Source organism: Georgenia sp. AZ-5, from assembly GCF_043952095.1.
In the GTDB taxonomy this organism is placed as follows: Bacteria; Actinomycetota; Actinomycetes; order Actinomycetales; family Actinomycetaceae; genus Georgenia.
Genome location: NZ_JBINOU010000001.1, coordinates 1,699,020 through 1,715,548 on the forward strand (window position 1 = coordinate 1,699,020; position 16,529 = coordinate 1,715,548).

Annotated in this window: 12 protein-coding genes; 10 read left to right on the top strand and 2 right to left on the bottom strand. The window is 74.3% G+C overall.

Translation table 11 applies throughout. The features are described 5' to 3' along the window. Nucleotides 1-256: 256 nt before the first annotated feature. The 3 genes from ACF0H8_RS08105 (at nucleotide 257) to dapB (ending at nucleotide 3,903) form a co-directional block, all read left to right on the top strand. On the top strand, nucleotides 257-2,632 hold the full coding sequence (locus ACF0H8_RS08105; RefSeq protein ID WP_395288439.1) for a glycoside hydrolase family 3 N-terminal domain-containing protein: 2,376 nt from the start codon (nucleotides 257-259) through the stop codon (nucleotides 2,630-2,632). Nucleotides 2,633-2,674: 42 nt separating this feature from the next. Further along, entirely contained in the window at nucleotides 2,675-2,899 is a 225-nt protein-coding gene (locus tag ACF0H8_RS08110; RefSeq protein WP_395288440.1) for a hypothetical protein, read from the top strand. 212 nt (nucleotides 2,900-3,111) lie between these two features. Beyond that, entirely contained in the window at nucleotides 3,112-3,903 is a 792-nt protein-coding gene (gene dapB / locus ACF0H8_RS08115; RefSeq protein WP_395288441.1) for a 4-hydroxy-tetrahydrodipicolinate reductase, read from the top strand. Between the two features lie 24 nt (nucleotides 3,904-3,927). Here dapB and ACF0H8_RS08120 read toward each other — a convergent pair whose 3' ends face one another. Continuing rightward, nucleotides 3,928-4,620 carry a GNAT family N-acetyltransferase gene (locus tag ACF0H8_RS08120; RefSeq protein ID WP_395288442.1) on the bottom strand — a complete coding sequence of 231 codons (693 nt, stop codon included), beginning with the start codon at nucleotides 4,618-4,620 and terminating at the stop codon, nucleotides 3,928-3,930. A gap of 91 nt (nucleotides 4,621-4,711) precedes the next feature. Between ACF0H8_RS08120 and dapA the strand changes: the two genes are divergently transcribed. The 7 genes from dapA (at nucleotide 4,712) to ACF0H8_RS08155 (ending at nucleotide 14,960) form a co-directional block, all read left to right on the top strand. Continuing rightward, the gene (gene dapA, locus ACF0H8_RS08125; RefSeq protein ID WP_395288443.1) at nucleotides 4,712-5,629 is read left to right on the top strand and encodes a 4-hydroxy-tetrahydrodipicolinate synthase; all 918 of its coding nucleotides are present in this window, start codon (nucleotides 4,712-4,714) and stop codon (nucleotides 5,627-5,629) included. 207 nt (nucleotides 5,630-5,836) lie between these two features. Next, nucleotides 5,837-7,522 carry a ribonuclease J gene (locus ACF0H8_RS08130; RefSeq protein WP_395288444.1) on the top strand — a complete coding sequence of 562 codons (1,686 nt, stop codon included), beginning with the start codon at nucleotides 5,837-5,839 and terminating at the stop codon, nucleotides 7,520-7,522. 165 nt (nucleotides 7,523-7,687) lie between these two features. Next, nucleotides 7,688-8,554 (top strand): purine-nucleoside phosphorylase, encoded by an 867-nt coding sequence (locus tag ACF0H8_RS08135; RefSeq protein ID WP_395288445.1) that lies wholly within the window; start codon nucleotides 7,688-7,690, stop codon nucleotides 8,552-8,554. Next, complete coding sequence (locus ACF0H8_RS08140) at nucleotides 8,551-10,023, top strand: purine-cytosine permease family protein (RefSeq protein WP_395288446.1); 1,473 nt, start codon at nucleotides 8,551-8,553, stop codon at nucleotides 10,021-10,023. Before ACF0H8_RS08135 ends, ACF0H8_RS08140 begins: the two co-directional genes overlap by 4 nt. Then, nucleotides 10,020-11,093: an ADP-ribosylglycohydrolase family protein gene (locus ACF0H8_RS08145; protein ID WP_395288447.1), complete on the top strand. Its 1,074-nt coding sequence runs from the start codon at nucleotides 10,020-10,022 to the stop codon at nucleotides 11,091-11,093. Before ACF0H8_RS08140 ends, ACF0H8_RS08145 begins: the two co-directional genes overlap by 4 nt. Continuing rightward, the gene (locus ACF0H8_RS08150; RefSeq protein ID WP_395288448.1) at nucleotides 11,090-12,100 is read left to right on the top strand and encodes a PfkB family carbohydrate kinase; all 1,011 of its coding nucleotides are present in this window, start codon (nucleotides 11,090-11,092) and stop codon (nucleotides 12,098-12,100) included. Before ACF0H8_RS08145 ends, ACF0H8_RS08150 begins: the two co-directional genes overlap by 4 nt. A 145-nt stretch (nucleotides 12,101-12,245) precedes the next feature. Beyond that, a complete protein-coding gene (locus ACF0H8_RS08155) occupies nucleotides 12,246-14,960 on the top strand; it encodes a DNA translocase FtsK 4TM domain-containing protein (protein ID WP_395288449.1) in 2,715 nt (904 codons plus the stop codon). Nucleotides 14,961-15,002: 42 nt separating this feature from the next. On the opposite strand, the gene ACF0H8_RS08160 is transcribed toward ACF0H8_RS08155, so the two are convergent. Further along, on the bottom strand, nucleotides 15,003-16,481 hold the full coding sequence (locus tag ACF0H8_RS08160; protein WP_395288450.1) for a CapA family protein: 1,479 nt from the start codon (nucleotides 16,479-16,481) through the stop codon (nucleotides 15,003-15,005). Nucleotides 16,482-16,529 lie beyond the last annotated feature (48 nt).

A 16,529-nucleotide genomic window follows, 5' to 3' on the forward strand; every position in this document is an offset into this window, starting at 1 on the left:
GCGTGCACCGGATCGTCCAGGCCCGCGGCCGTGCGTCGCCCCAGACGGCGCCGCACCGACACCGGAGGCAACCAATGGCAACTTATTGCCATTGGCGTGCCGGACGCAACAGAGTGACGTCGTTCCCGAGGATCAATTGGGAAGACGTCCGGTTCGAAGCCGAGCCGGGCTGCCGGGTCCCTCGCGATCCGGCACGCACAGCGGTACGGGGGCACCGCGGCAGGCGCGCGTGCCCGACGAGGTCGAAGGAGACCGAATGAGCAGCACCAGGAAGCGCCGGGGAGTCGCGGGCGTCCTTCTCGCGATGCCCCTCACCATCGGGTTGGCCGCGGGCGCCCTGGCGGCCCCGCCGAGCCACTCCAGCGCCGGCGGCAACCCGCCGGCGCACTCCAACGCCGGCGGCGCCAAGTCCCCGGACGTGGAGTCCCGCGTCAAGCCCATCATCAAGAAGGGCCAGCGCGAGTTCCGCGACCTCAACGCCAACGGCAAGCTCGACGTCTACGAGGACTGGCGCAAGCCGACCGACGAGCGCGTGGCGGATCTCCTCGGCCAGATGACGATCGACGAGAAGGCCGGTCTCATGCTCATCCAGACCCTGAACGCAGGGTGTGAGGGCGCGGTCGTGAATCCGGCGACGGACTACATCGAGAACCAGCACATGCACCGGTTCATCTTCCGCAACGTCGTCGGCTCCACCGCCTCCGCGTGTGGTGCTCCGGGCACCCCGCAGGTCACCCCGGCGCAGGCGGCGGAGTTCACGAACTCGGTGCAGGAGATGTCGGAGGCCACGCGCCTGGGCATCCCGGCCCTGTTCAAGTCCAACGCCCGCAACCACATCGAGCACGACGCCCGGGTGGGGATCAGCGAGGCCGCGGGTGCGTTCAGCGCGTTCCCGAAGGAGGCGGGCATCGCCTCGGCCGCTCTCGGCGACGAGGAGTACATGGGCGTGGTGGAGGACTTCGCCTCGGTCATGGGCGAGGAGTGGTCCTCGGTCGGCCTGCGCGGCATGTACGGGTACATGGCCGACCTCTCCACCGACCCGCGCTGGTACCGCGTGCACGAGACCTTCACGGAGGACGCGGACCTCGGCGCGGACATCATGGGCACGCTCGTCGAGACGCTGCAGGGCCCGGTCGACGAGAACGGCCTGTCGCTCAGCCCGGACACCGACGTCGCGCTCACGATGAAGCACTTCCCCGGCGGCGGCCCGCAGGAGCTCGGGCTAGACCCGCACTACGCCCACGGCAAGACGCAGGTCTACCCCGGGGACGGCTTCGAGGAGGCCCTCAAGCCCTTCGAGGCGGCCATCGACGCCGGTGTGTCGTCGATCATGCCGTACTACGGCGCCCCCATCGACGTCACCTACGACGGCGTCACCTTCCAGGAGACCGGCTTCGCCTTCTCCGGTGAGATCGTCAACTGGTTGCTCCGTGACCAGATGGGCTTCAAGGGTTACGTCAACTCTGACACCGGCATCATCAACGACCGCGCGTGGGGACTCGAGTCGGCCACCGTCCCCCAGCGCGTGGCGGCTGCCGTCAACGGTGGCACGGACACGCTGTCGGGCTTCAACGACGTCCAGACCATCCTCGACCTCGTGGACGCCGGGCTCGTGACCGAGGAGCGGGTCGACCTCGCTGCCGAGCGCCTGCTCGCCCCGCTGTTCGACCTCGGCCTGTTCGAGGACCCGTACGTCGACCCGGCGGTGGCGACGGCGACCGTCGGCAGCGACGAGAACCGCGAGGTGGCCCAGCTGGTGCAGCGCAAGTCCGTCGTGCCGCTGCAGAACTCCGGCGTGCTGCCCCTCAAGGCGGGGTCGAGCGTCTTCGTCATGGGCCAGTACAACGAGGACCAGGTGGCCGAGTTCGGCTACGACGTCATCAACGGCAACGAGGAGGGTGTCGAGGCCGCCGCGGACGCGGACGTCGCAGTCATCAACGTGACGGCCGCGACCGACCGGACGGTCACCGGCGCCTACCGGTCGAACTTCAACGACACCGGCTGGTTCAACCCGAGCACCAAGTCGTTCAGCGACACCGACGACCCGAGCACGACCGCCGACTTCTACGTCGTCGGCGGCCTCGACCCGGAGTACGGTGTCAACCCGGTCGTCATGGACGGCGTGCCGGGCCTCGACGGCAAGAGCCCGTGGGGCGCCTCGGACCGCTGCGTCGCCGAGGGCGGCGAGGCCGCGATCAACAACCCCAACCCGACGCCGTCTTGCACGGACAACCGTCTCGGTTTCGGCGGGGCGCTGCCGTGGGAGTCGAACGTCCTCGACTTCACCGGCATGGCCCAGTCGCAGTCGTGGCGCGTGACCCCCTCGCTCGAGGAGATCCAGACCGTCATGGACGAGGTCGGCGCGGAGAACGTCGTCCTCAGCGTCTACTTCCGCCAGCCGTACGTCCTCGACGAGGCCAGCGGGCTGCAGGACGCGGGCGCGATCGTCGCCGGCTTCGGGGTCACCGACTCCGCGCTGTGGGACGTCCTCTCGGGCAACTTCACCCCGCAGGGCAAGATGCCGTTCGCTCTGGCGAACAACGTCGAGGCCATCGCCACGCAGGCACCTGACCTTCCGGGCTACGCACCGGAGGACACGTTGTTCCCGCTCGGCTTCGGTCTGACCTACTAGGGAGTTGCTGGTCCGGGGGCCCGTGCTGCCGGCCACAGTCCCATGGAGGACCCGCTCACCTCGGTGGGCGGGTCCTCCGCCGTCTGGGCGACGACCGGGCGCTGCTTGGGCCGGCATCCGAGCCAGCGAAGGCCGTGCTTCGGGAACAGCCCGGCGGCGCTGACGAACATCTTCTCCGGCGACTTCGCGCCGCAGGGCCGGATGCCGTTCGCGCTGGCCGGCACCCGCGAGGCGATCGAGCGGCAGAACAGCGACACGCCGGGCTAGGACGAGACAGACGACAGCGCACTCTTCGAGTACGGCTTCGGCCTCACCTTCGAGGACGCCAAGTCGTGACGAGAGATTGACCGGCAACACCTGGCTGCGCCCAGGCGGGCCGCACCACCGGTCGGGCCCGCCGTCACGTCCGCCGCCCCGAGGGCGGTCCGCATGCCGTCCGTGACGGTGCCGGCCGGCGCCACGAACTAGGCTCCGTCGACGTGACTTCATCTCTTGCTGTGGCCGTGGTGGGTGCGAACGGCCGGATGGGCCGGGCGGTGTGCGCGGCGGTCGACGGCGCCGCGGACCTCGAGCTGGTGGCCCGGCTGGGCTCCTCGGACAGCATCGACTCCCTCGCCGGCGGCGCGGCGCGGGTCGCGGTGGACTTCACCGTCCCGGCCGTCGCCGAGCCCAACGTGCACGCGCTCATCGACGCCGGGCTGCACGCCGTCGTGGGGACCACCGGCTGGACGGACGAGTCCCTCGGGCGGGTCCGTGACCACCTCGCCGAGGCCAACGCCGCACGCGCCGGCGAGCCAGGCGCCGAGGACGGCCCGCTCGGCGTGCTCATCGCCCCGAACTTCGCGCTCTCCGCCGTGCTGGCCATGACGTTCGCCCAGCAGGCCGCGCGCTTCTTCGAGTCCGCCGAGGTGGTCGAGCTGCACCACCCCGACAAGGTGGACGCCCCTTCCGGCACCGCGCTCACGACGGCGCGGCACATCGCCGCCGCGCGGGCCGACGCCGGCCTGGGCCCGGTGCCGGACGCCACGTCCAGGCAGGTCGACGGGGCGCGCGGCGCCGTCGTCGACGGCATCCACGTCCACGCGGTGCGGCTGCGTGGCCTGGTGGCCCACGAGGAGATCCTGCTGGGCAACCCGGGGGAGCAGCTGACGATCCGCACGGACTCCTTCGACAGGTCGAGCTTCATGCCCGGCGTGCTGCTCGCCGTGCGCGAGGTGGTGCGCCGCCCGGGGCTGACCTTCGGGCTGGACCAGGTGCTCGACCTGGGCTGAACACCCGACGCGCGGCAGCGGGCGTCAGAGGTCCGCGTACCAGCAGATCTCCGTGACCGGCGCGCCGGCGACGTCCAGGGTGCGCCGCAGGCCTGCCGGGGCGAAGCCCGCCTGGCCGAGGAAGCGCGCGCGGCACTCGTCGCCCTGCACCGCCCATGCCTGCACGCGGGCCGTGCCCTGCTGGCGCAGCAGGTCCGCGCACGCCGCGAGCAGGCGGGAGCCGTGACCCTGCCGCCCGTGCTGGGCGGGCACCTCCAGCGCCACGATCTCCGCCACCGCCTCCTGCGCCGGGGGGCCGTCCCGCCCGGGGCCGGCGTCGCCGTCGAGCTCCACCCCGACCTCCGCGGGGGCGAACGCGGCGAAGCCGACCACCTGCGCGCCCGCCACGGCCGTGAGCACGCGGTGCCGGGGCGAGGGCGGCGCGGTGATGGCCTCGCGCCAGGACGCCGCCAGCGACGTCGCGTCGAGGGCCGCGAGGACCTCCGGGCCGAGCTCCTGCCCCGTGCCGGCCGTGAGCGTGGCGCGCAGGGTCCGGGCGTGGATGGCGCCGAGGAGGGGCGCGTCGTCGGGCACGGCGGGGCGCACGGACACGTCGGCGGACGGGCGCTCGGCGTGTGCGTGACCCGCGTGCGGATCGGCGTCGGCGCGCGGGCCCGTGTCCCCCAGCAGCCGGCCGAGCAGGTCGTCGCGGGCGCCGGGCGCGTCGGGGGAGGTCACGGCACCAGGCTAGTGCTGTCGCGGGGCACGGCCCCACCACCATGTGGGATGGCGCACTGACCGGTCCACGCGTGGGCGCTACCGTCGGGGCATGACGCAGCAGACCGACTCTCGCATCCCGTCGCGCACCTTCGGGTCCGTCTCGACGGCGATGGTCACCCCGTTCCACGCCGACGGCTCCCTCGACATCGACTCGGCGGTGCGGGTGGCGGTCAAGCTGGTCGACGACGGGTGTGACGCCCTGGTGCTCAACGGCACCACCGGGGAGTCCCCGACCACCCACCAGCCGGAGAAGGACGACCTCGTCCGAGCCGTGGTGGACGCGGTGGGGGACCGGGCGATGATCATCGGGGGCGCCGGTTCCAACGACACCGCCCACGCGGTGCGCATCGCCCAGGGGGCCGAGCGCTCCGGCGCCCGCGGCGTGCTCGTCGTCTCCCCGTACTACAACCGGCCCTCGCAGGAGGGCGTGTACCGGCACATCAAGGCCGTCGCCGACGCCGTCGACGTGCCCGTGCTCCTGTACGACATCCCCGGCCGCACGGGCGTCGCCATCGCCGACGACACCCTCGACCGGCTCGCCGATCACCCCAGGATCCTCGGCGTCAAGGACGCCACCGGCAACGTGCCGGCCGGCTTCGAGCGCATGGCCCGCACCGGCCTGGAGTTCTACTCCGGCGACGACGGCCTCAACTTCGACTGGCTGGCCCACGGCGCCTCCGGCGTCGTCTCCGTGGTCGGCCACGTCGCGGCCGGGGCCTACGCCGAGATGGTGCGGGAGGTGGACGCGGGCGACCTGCCCGGCGCGCGGGACGTCGCCGCCCGCATGCGCCCGCTCGTCGCGGCGATCATGGGCGGCGGGCAGGGCGCCGTCATGGCGAAGCACGCCCTGTACCTGCAGGGCCTCATCGAGAGCCCGGCGGTGCGGCTGCCGCTGGTGGAGGCCGCGCCGCAGGAGGTGGCGGCCCTGGAGCGGGTGCTGCGCGAGCACGCGCTGATCAGCGCCTGACGGCGCGGCGGCTGCCGCGCCCGGCTGGACCGGGCCGGGGCGCGCCTGCCCCCTCCGGGCCGGCTCGGGGGCGCCGTCACGGCGGCCGGCCCGCGTCGCCGCGGGCCACGACGGAGCGTCCGGCCAGGGCGCGCTGTCGGCCACGACGGAGCGTCCGGCCGGGGGGCGCCGTCAGCCCGGGCCGCCGCGGGCTGGCAGGATGGGGCTGTGAGTCATCCGCATCCTGAGCTGTCCCTGCCCGGTCCCCTCGCCAGGGGAGGGCTCCGCATCGTCCCGCTGGGCGGCCTCGGCGAGGTCGGGCGCAACATGACCGTCTTCGAGCACGCCGGGAAGCTCCTGATCGTCGACTGCGGGGTGCTCTTCCCCGAGGACCACCAGCCCGGCGTGGACCTGATCCTGCCCGACTTCGACCACATCGCGGACCGGCTCGACGATGTCCAGGCCATCGTCCTCACCCACGGGCACGAGGACCACATCGGCGGCGTGCCATACCTGCTGCGGCTGCGCCGGGACATCCCGCTGATCGGCTCCCAGCTCACGCTCGCGTTCGTCGAGGCCAAGCTCAAGGAGCACCGGATCAACCCGGTGACGCTGGCGGTGAAGGAGGGTCAGGTCGAGCAGCTCGGCCCGTTCGGGCTGGAGTTCGTCGCCGTCAACCACTCCATCCCGGACGCGCTCGCGGTGATGATCCGCACCTCCGCCGGCAACGTGCTGCACACCGGCGACTTCAAGATGGACCAGCTCCCCCTCGACGGGCGGGTCACAGACCTGCGCGCCTTCGCGCGCCTCGGCGAGGAGGGGGTGGACCTGTTCATGGTCGACTCCACCAACGCCGAGGTGCCGGGCTTCACCGCCCACGAGCGCAACATCGGACCGGTCCTGGACAACGTCTTCGGCCAGGCCGAGGGGCAGATCGTGGTGGCGAGCTTCGCCTCGCACGTCCACCGCGTGCAGCAGGTGCTCGACGCCGCCGCGCTCCACGACCGCAAGGTCGCCCTCGTGGGCCGGTCCATGGTGCGCAACATGACGATCGCGTCCGAGCTCGGTTACCTCAAGGTGCCGCCGAACACGCTCGTCGACGTCAAGAAGGTCGACGACTACGCGCCCGAGGACCTGGTCCTCATGTGCACCGGCTCCCAGGGCGAGCCCATGGCCGCCCTGAGCCGGATCGCGAACAAGGACCACCGCGTCTCGGTGGGCCCCGGCGACACGGTGATCTTCGCCAGCTCCCTCATCCCGGGCAACGAGAACTCCGTCTTCCGGGTCATCAACGGGCTCATGCGCCTCGGCGCGAAGGTGGTGCACCAGGGCAACGCGAAGGTGCACGTCTCCGGTCACGCCAGCGCAGGCGAGCTGCTGTACTGCTACAACATCGTCCGGCCCCGCAACGTCATGCCGGTGCACGGGGAGATCCGCCATCTCGTGGCGAACGGCGCGCTCGCCGTCTCCACCGGGGTGCCGGCGGAGCGGGTGGTGCTGGCGGAGGACGGCGTCGTCGTCGACCTGGTGGACGGCAGGGCCCGCATCGCCGGCGCCGTGCCGTGCGGCTACGTCTACGTGGACGGCTCCAGCGTCGGGGAGATCACCGACGCCGAGCTGAAGGACCGCCGCATCCTCGGCGAGGAGGGGTTCATCTCCATCTTCGCCGTGGTGGACACCGCCACCGGCCGCGTCCTCACCGGGCCGCACATCCAGGCCCGCGGCATGGCGGAGGACGACTCGGTCTTCGACGCGATCCTGCCGGACGTCACGCAGGCGCTGAGCGAGGTGGTCGGCCGCGGCAACGCCGACACGCACCAGATGCAGCAGGCCATGCGCCGCGTCGTCGGGCGCTGGGCGGCCAAGCGCCTGCGGCGCAGCCCGATGATCATCCCCACCGTCGTCGAGGCCTGACTGCCGGCCTGACCCCGTGGTGCTCAACGGCGCCGCGCCCCTCCCCGTGCCCCGCGAGATGTCATCTTCTCCGCCACGTGTCATGACATCTGACGGAGAAGATGACATCTCGCGCCGATGTGGGGCTGCGCCCCGCACGTGCAGGTTCGCTCTAGCATTCGCCCTGTGAGCACCGACTGGCAGGCGCGCGCCGAGGAGGCGGCCGGGCAGCTGCGCGCCCGGCTCGGCCTCGCGCGCGCCGACGTCGGCGTGGTGCTCGGCTCCGGCTGGGGGCCGCTGGTGCACTCCTGGGGCGCGCCCGCGGCCGCGGTCCCCATGGCGGAGGTGGCGCACTTCCGTGCGCCGGTCGCCCCCGGCCACGCCGGCGCCCTGCTGCGCTACGACCTCCCCGCCGGCGGCGGGGACGTCACCGTCGCCGTCCTCTCCGGCCGCACCCACCTCTACGAGGGCCACGGGCCCGGGCAGGTCGCGCACGGCGTGCGCACCCTCGCCGCCCTCGGGGCCGGGTCCGTGCTGCTGACCAACGCTAACGGCACCCTTCACCCGGGCTGGCCGCTCGGGCAGGTGGTCGCGCTGCGCGACCACCTCAACCTCACCGGCGCCTCGCCGCTGAGCGGCGCCGACTTCGTGGACCTGACCGACGCGTACGACCCCGCCCTGCGGGAGGAGACGGTGCGCGCCGCGGCCGACGACGGCGTCCGGCTCGAGACCGGCGTCTACGCCATGCTCGCCGGCCCGCACTACGAGACCGCGGCCGAGGCGGGCATGGTGGCGGCGCTCGGGGGAGACGTGCTCGGCATGTCCACCGTGCTGGAGACCATCGCCGCGCGGGCGGCGGGCCTGCGCGTGCTCGCGCTGTCCACCGTCACCGCCCACGAGGCGTCGGGCGAGGCGATCGACCCCGACGACGTCGTCCGCGTCGCCGAGGCGGCCGCCGCGCGCCTGGGCCCCGTCCTGCGCCGGGTGCTCGCCGGCCCTGCGGCCACGCCCGCCCCCGGGCGCGGCACGCCTATCGAGGAGATGCAGCCGTGACCGACCGTCGCGTACCCAGCAGCGAGGGCCAGACCTCCGCCTTCAGCGTGGAGATGACCGGCATCGAGGTGATCGCCGACGCCGACCGGAAGGGCCGTCCGCCGTCGCTGTTCTGGCCCTGGTTCGCCGCCAACGTCTCCGTCTTCGGCATCAGCTACGGCGCCTGGATCCTCGACTTCGGCATCTCCTTCGCCCAGGCCACGTTCGTCGCCCTCGTCGCCACGGCTCTGTCCTTCCTGCTGGTCGGGGTCGTCGCGCTCGCCGGCAAGCGCGGCTCGGCGCCCACGCTGACCCTGTCCCGCGCACCCTTCGGCGTGCGTGGCAACATCGTGCCGGGCATCGTCTCCTACCTGCTCCTCGTGGGCTGGGAGATCGTCCTCGTCTCGCTGGCCACCTTCGCCACCGACGCCGTCATCCGGCAGATGGGGTGGTCGGGCGGCAACACCGCCATGGTGATCGCCTTCCTGGTGGTCATCGCCATCGTGGTGGGCGCCGGGATCCTCGGCTTCGACATGATCATGCGGGTCCAGACGGTGCTGACCATCGTGCTCGGCGTGGTCACCCTGGGCTACATCGCCCTGACGTTCGACCGGATCGACCTCGGCGCGCTGGCGCAGCTGCCCGCGGGCTCGTGGGAGTCCGTCCTCGGCGCCTTCATGCTCGTCATGACCGCGCTCGGGCTGGGCTGGGTCAACGCCGGGGCGGACTACAGCCGCTACCTGCCCCGCTCCGCATCCTCCGGCGGCGTGGTGTTCTGGACGACCTTCGGCGCCTCGCTCGCGCCCGTGATCCTGATCGTCTACGGCCTGATGCTCGTCGGCTCCGACCCGGACCTGTCCGCGGGCATCTCCGGCGACCCGATCGGCACGCTCGCGAGCCTGCTGCCCACCTGGTACCTCGTCCCGTTCGTCCTGGTCGCCGTCGGCGGGCTCGTCTCGGGCGCGGTGCTGGACATCTACTCCTCGGGCCTGACCCTCCTCGCGGTCGGGGTCCGCATCCCGCGGTGGGCCGCCGCCGCGCTGGACGGGGCTCTCATGATCATCGGCACCATCGTCATCGTGTGGTTCGCCGAGGACTTCTTCGGCCCCTTCCAGGGCTTCCTCATCACCCTCGGCGTGCCGATCGCCGCCTGGGCCGGGATCTTCATCGCCGACCTGGTCGTGCGCCGCCGGGACTACGACGTCGTCTCCCTCTTCGACGCGCGCGGCATGTACGGCGCGGTCAACTGGGTCAACGTCGGCGCCATGCTCGTCCTCACGGCCCTCGGCTGGGGCCTGGTCACCTCCGCGGTGCCGGGGCTGACCTGGCTGGGCTACCTCTTCGAGCCGCTCGGCCTCGACGTCGCGACATGGGGCTTCTCGGGTGTCGGCGTGGCGGTGGCGCTGTTCGGCGGCCTGCTCGTCGGGCTGGCCGGCGCCGGCCGGGTGCGCCGTCAGGAGGCGGCCACGCCGGTCGCCGTCGGGGCATGACCGCGGACGCCGCCGCAGCGCAGCCGGACCGCGCCCGGGGGGCGCTGTGGGGCCTCGCCGTGGGGGACGCGCTCGGCATGCCCACCGAGGGCCTGTCGCGCGCGGACGTGGCCGGCAGGTACGGCCTCGTCGACACGTTCCACGCCGGCCCGGCCGACAGCGACATCGCCGCCGGCCTGCCCGCCGGGCACGTCACCGACGACACCGACCAGGCCGTCATCGTCGCCGAGCTGCTCCTCGAGGGCGCCGGGACGGTGGACGCCGCCGCGCTCGCCACGCGGCTGCTGGACTGGCAGCGACGGATGACCGCCGCCGGCGCCCACAGCCTCCTCGGGCCCTCGACGCTGCGCGCGCTGCGGACCATCGAGGCGGAAGGCCCCTCGTCCACCTCCGGGCGGTGGGGCGACACCAACGGCGCCGCCATGCGCATCGCCCCCGTGGGGGTGGGCGTGCCGCCCGAGCCCCTCGAGCGGCTGGTCGGGGCGGTCGTCAGCGTGTGCGAGCCCACCCACAACACCCACGTCGCCCTCGCCGGGGCCGCCGCCGTGGCGGCCGCGGTCTCCGCCGCCGTGGCGGGCGGGAACCTGGCCGCCGCCGTCGAGCACGGTCGCCGGGCGGCGCTGGCGGCCGCGGCCCACGGCCACTACACGACCGCGCCGTCCGTGGCCGCCCGCCTCGACGGCGCGGTGCGGCTCGTGCGGGAGCGGGTCGAACCGGTGGCGGACCCGGGGGAACGCATCGAGGCCGGCAGCCGGGTGATCGACGAGCTGGTGGGCACCTCGCTGGCCACGCAGGAGTCGGTCCCGGCGGCCTTCGCCGTCCTGGCGCTCGCGGACGCCGTCGCGCCCGGCGGCGCGGCGGACCCCTGGCTGGTGTGCCGCATCGCCGCGAGCCTCGGCGGCGACAGCGACACCATCGCCGCCATGGCCGGGGCCGTCTCCGGAGGGCTCGGCGGCAAGCGGGCGCTGCCGCCGGCGGCGGTCGCGCAGGTCGCCGCCGCCAACCCCGGGCTGCGCCTCGACGAGCTGGCGGACGACCTGCTGAGGCTGCGCCTGGGCGGCACGGCGTGACCGGCCCGGTGGTCCAGCCGCCGGCAGGCGCCCGGCTCGTCTCCACGGGCTCGGTGGTGGCCGACCTGCCGCTGTACGTGCCGCAGCTGCCGCCGCGCGGCGGGGACGTCCTGGCCACCACTCCGGGCACAGTCGCCGGCGGCGGGTTCAACGTCGTCGCCGCCGCCGCGCGCCACGGTGCCGCGGTCGCCCTCGCGAGCCCGGTCGGCACCGGGCCGCACGGCACGCTCGTGCGCGAGGCGCTGACCCGCGAGGGCGTCGAGCTGGTCGTGCCCGCCGCCGCTGGGGAGACCGGCCTGGTCGTCACGCTGGTCGAGCCCGATGGCGAGCGCACCTTCGTCACGACCGTCGGCGTCGAGGGGCGGCCGCGGGCGGAGGACCTCGCCGCCGTGGCCGTGCGCCCGGGGGACGTCGTCTACGTCTCCGGCTACGACCTCACCTATCCCGGCGCTGGTGTGGTCGCAGCCTGGGCGGCGGGGCTGCCTGCCGGCGTCCGGCTGCTGGTCGACCCCGGGCCCCTCGCCGGCGAGATCGCCGCCGAGCTGCTCGGCGCCGTGCTCGCGCGGTGCGACGTGCTGACGATCAACGCCCATGAGGCCGCGACCCTCGCAGCGAACGGCGATGCCGGGGCCCGCCCGGACACCGAGGCGGGACCGGCCGACCTCACGGCGCTGCGGGCGCGCGTGCCGCCGGGGTGCGCGGTGCTCGTCCGGGTGGGGGCGGCCGGCTGCTGGGTGAGCGAGGCGGCCGGCGCGGCGGCGGTGCTGGTGCCGTCGACTCCGGTGCGTCCGGTCGACTCCACCGGGGCCGGCGACACGCACACCGGCGTCCTGGCCGCCGGGTTGCTCGCCGGCCGGCCGCTGGTCGAGACGGTCCGGCGCGCGAACGTGGCGGCCGCGCTGAGCGTCCTGCGGCCGGGGCCCGCGACCGCGCCCACCGCCGCGGAGCTCGACGCGCACCTCCTGAGGGGGCCGACGGGCGAGGCGCGACGCGCGCCCCGCGCCTGAGACGGCCGCGCAGCTCCACGCGCGCCTCGGCGCCTGATCAGGCCTGGAAGAAGGGCCGGGCGCGCCGGTGCCCGTGGTGATGCGGAGCACGCCCGGCGCGGCGGCGGCGTGGCACCTGCGGGCCGGCGCTACGTTGGTCCTCATCATGGCTACCCGTGCGACTGGACGGTCGGCCTCGACGGCACGTGGATCGTCCGCGGGCGGTACTCGCGGAGGCAAGGGATCCCGTGGCGGCGGGCGCGCGACGGCATCGTCGCGCCCGAAGCGCAAGTCCCTGCTGGTGCGCGGCGTCCGTGGCATCTGGATGGGAGGAGCGCACGTGGTGGCAGGAACGGCCCGCAGTGTCGGGACCGGCGCGAAGGACCTGGACCCGGCGCTGCGCCGGGACGGACTCGCCTTCCTCCTCCTGGCGGTGGCCATCGTCATCGCGCTGCGCGAGTGGTTCTCCCTCTCTGGCATCGCCGGCGACGTCATCCACCACGTGGCCGCCGGCGTCGTCGGGGTCCTGGGCGCCCTGCTGCCCGTCGTGCTGGTCGCGATGGCCGTGCGGCTCATGCGCCACCCCGAGCGCACGCAGGCCAACGCCAGGGTCTCCATCGGCCTGGTGATGATCACGACGGCCGTGTGCGGCCTCATCCATATCGGCTCCGGGCTGCCCCGCCCGCAGGAGAGCTTCGCCGCGGTGGAGTCGGCCGGCGGGCTGCTGGGCTGGGTCGCCGGCACGCCGCTGTCGGTCCTGCTCTCCGTGTGGGGCGCCGTCCCGCTCCTGGTGCTGCTCGCCGTGTTCGGGCTGCTCGTCGTCACCGCCACGCCGGTCGCCGCGGTGCCGCACCGGCTCTCCGCCGGGATGGACTGGTTGCTCGGCCGCGGCCCGCAGGACGCCGACGCCGCCGAGGGCGCCACCGAGCTCGTCGCCGCGGACGGCACGACCCGCCCGCCCAGGCCCCGCCGCCGGAAGAAGAAGGCCGAGGAGGCCACCGAGGTCCTGCCCGGGCAGTACACCGGCGACGAGGCGTTCGTCCAGCCCCACGAGCTCGCCCCGGCCGGGGAGGAGCACGCGGCCGCCGGCCGGCGCGGCCGCGGCCGCAAGCGGCTCGAGGCCGAGACGGCCCCCACCGCGGACACCGCCGCCGGCGTGGATGAGGGCACGCCGGCGAAGGGCGAGCTCGAGGCGCCGCCGACGTCGGCACTGCCGGCCCGCGCCGAGCAGCTCGAGCTGGCGCCCGACGTCATCTACACGCTCCCCGCGGACGACGTGCTCATCAAGGGCGCGCCGCACAAGGTGCGCTCCGCCGCCAACGACCGTGTCGTCGAGGCGCTGACGCAGGTGCTCACCGAGTTCAACGTGGACGCCAAGGTCACCGGGTTCTCCCGCGGCCCGACGGTCACCCGCTACGAGCTCGAGCTGGGCCCCGGCGTCAAGGTCGAGCGCATCACCGCCCTGAGCAAGAACATCGCCTACGCCGTCGCCAGCGCCGACGTGCGCATCCTCTCGCCCATCCCGGGCAAGTCCGCGATCGGCGTGGAGATCCCCAACACCGACCGTGAGACGGTCGCCCTGGGCGACGTCCTGCGCTCCTCCGTCGCCCGGCGCACCGAGCACCCGCTCGTGGTGGGCGTGGGCAAGGACGTCGAGGGCGGCTACGTCGTCGCGAACCTTGCGAAGATGCCGCACCTGCTGGTGGCCGGTGCCACCGGCGCCGGCAAGTCCAGCTTCGTGAACTCGATGATCACCTCGATCATGATGCGCGCCACCCCCGAGGAGGTGCGCATGGTGCTGGTCGATCCCAAGCGGGTCGAGCTGACCATCTACGAGGGCATCCCGCACCTGATCACGCCGATCATCACCAGCCCCAAGAAGGCCGCCGAGGCCCTGGAGTGGGTGGTGCGGGAGATGGACGCCCGCTACGACGACCTGTCCGCGTTCGGCTACAAGCACATCGACGACTTCAACGCGGCGGTGCGGTCCGGCAAGGTCCAGCCGCTGCCGGGCAGCGAGCGGAAGATCTCCCCCTACCCGTACCTGCTGGTGATCGTCGACGAGCTCGCGGACCTCATGATGGTCGCCCCTCGCGACGTCGAGGCCTCGATCCAGCGCATCACCCAGCTGGCCCGCGCCGCGGGCATCCACCTGGTGCTGGCCACCCAGCGGCCGTCGGTCGACGTCGTCACCGGCCTGATCAAGGCCAACATCCCCTCGCGCCTGGCGTTCGCCACCTCCTCCCTGGCCGACTCGCGCGTCGTCCTGGACCAGCCGGGCGCCGAGAAGCTCATCGGCCAGGGTGACGCCCTCTTCCTGCCGATGGGCACGGCCAAGCCCATGCGCGTGCAGGGCGCATGGGTGACGGAGTCCGAGATCCACGCCGTCGTGGAGCACGTCAAGGCGCAGCTCCAGCCGACCTACCGCGAGGACGTCATCGCCCCGGCGGTGAAGAAGAAGGTCGACGAGGACATCGGCGACGACCTGGACCTGCTGCTGCAGGCGGCCGAGCTGGTGGTCACCACCCAGTTCGGTTCGACCTCGATGCTCCAGCGCAAGCTGCGGGTCGGCTTCGCCAAGGCCGGGCGGCTCATGGACCTGCTCGAGTCGCGGGAGATCGTGGGCCCGTCCGAGGGCTCCAAGGCCCGCGAGGTGCTCGTCCAGCCCGACGACCTGCCGGCCACGCTCGCGCTGCTGCGCGGCGAGGAGCCGCCGGCGGCGGACGACGACGGCGACGCCCCGTACGACGTCGAGGCGGACGAGCCGGCGGACCGGTACGCGGACGGCATCGAGGGACACGCCCCGCCCGCGGCGGAGCGCTGGGACGACGAGGACGACGACGCCGGCGGCGAGGACGCCTGGCAGCTGACGGGCCGCTAGCCGCCCGGTCCCGGGTCCGCCGCCTCCCTGGCCGGCCCGGGCCTAGTCCCGGCCCACGACGCGCGGCCCCGGGCCGGTGGGCCGCGGCGGCTCCGTGCGCTCCGGCGTCCCCATCACCTCGGTCACCCGGGCGGCGCGGGCGCCGATGGTCGCCGGATCCAGCGTGAGGCCGGGCGGGCGCGCCCCCGCCGCCAGCTCGTGCAGCAGGTGGACGCGCTGGCCGCCGGCGCGATCCACGGTCACCGCGGTCCAGCCGGCCTCCACCGTGACGTCGCCCCGCGCGGGCACGCGGACGGTGGCGGTCACGAGCACACCCGTCGCGGTCTCCATGACGCAGCACACGACGTCCTGGTTGGAGATGAAGTTGCCCATGCTCCACGCCACCCACATCCCCTCCCCGCCGGGGCCGCCCGGCAGCTCCTCGAGCGGCTGCGCGACGTGCGGGTGGGCCCCCAGGACGAGGTCGACCTCGCCCGACCCGGCGAGCGCCTGGGCGGCGCGAACCTGCTCGGCCACCGGGGCGAGGACGTACTCGGTGCCCCAGTGCAGGCTCGCCACGACGACGTCGGCGCCCGCGGCCCGCGCGGCCGCAGCCTGCGCGATCAGCTCGCCGACGTCCAGCCGCCGCAGCGCCCACTCGGCACCGGCCGGGGGACCGGGGCCGTTGACCACGCTGGTGGCCGCAATGTGCGCGACGACGACGCGCCGCCCCGCCCGCTCGAGCTCGTAGAGCTGCGGGGCGGCCGCCTCGGCCGGGCGCCGTGCCGTGCCCACGTGCCCCAGCCCGACGGCGTCGAGCACGTCGAGGGTGTGCGCCGCGCCCTCCAGGCCGCGGTCGAGGGCGTGGTTCGTGGCCGTGCTGCACCCGTCCCAGCCGAGCTCGGCGAGGGAGTGGACGAGCTCTTGGGGCGCGCCGAAGACGGGGTAGGCGGTGACGGGTTCGCCGGGCGGCGCCAGCGGCACCTCGAGGGAGCACAGCGCCAGGTCGGCGCCCGCCGTCCAGGGCTCGAGCGCGGACATCAGCGGTACGTAGTCGTAGCTGCCGTCGCCGCGCTGCGCCGCCACGTTGACCGAGTGGTGGGGGAGCACGTCGCCGGCGGAGAGGATCGTGAAGATCACCTCGCCCGGCGCGTCGTCCCCGCCCGTCGTGTGCTCTTCCCTCCCGCCGCCCGCCCCCGCGTCGTCATCGCCCGGCGCGCCGTGCCCGTCGGCACGGGCCGTGCCCTCCCCGGCGCCGGGCTCGCCCCGGCCCCCGTCGCCGTCGGAGCCCGCCGGGCCGCCCGCGCCGCCGGGGCTGCCGGGTCCGCTGGGGCCGCCGCCCGGAGCCCCGCGGCCGCTCTCGTCCGGCCGCTGAGGGGCGGCGGGAGCGTCCGCGGCGGACGGGGGAGGAGTGGGCGTGGCGCCGGTGGAGCCCTCGCCGGGGACGCCGCCCTGGCACCCGGTCAGGAGCGCGGCGGCCCACGCGAGCGCAGCGATCCGGCGCCGCCGTCGCGGCGCGCGGCCGGGGGCCACGGTGCCCATGACTCACCGTACGGCGGTGGCTGGCGCACGCGAGGTGCCACGCCGGGA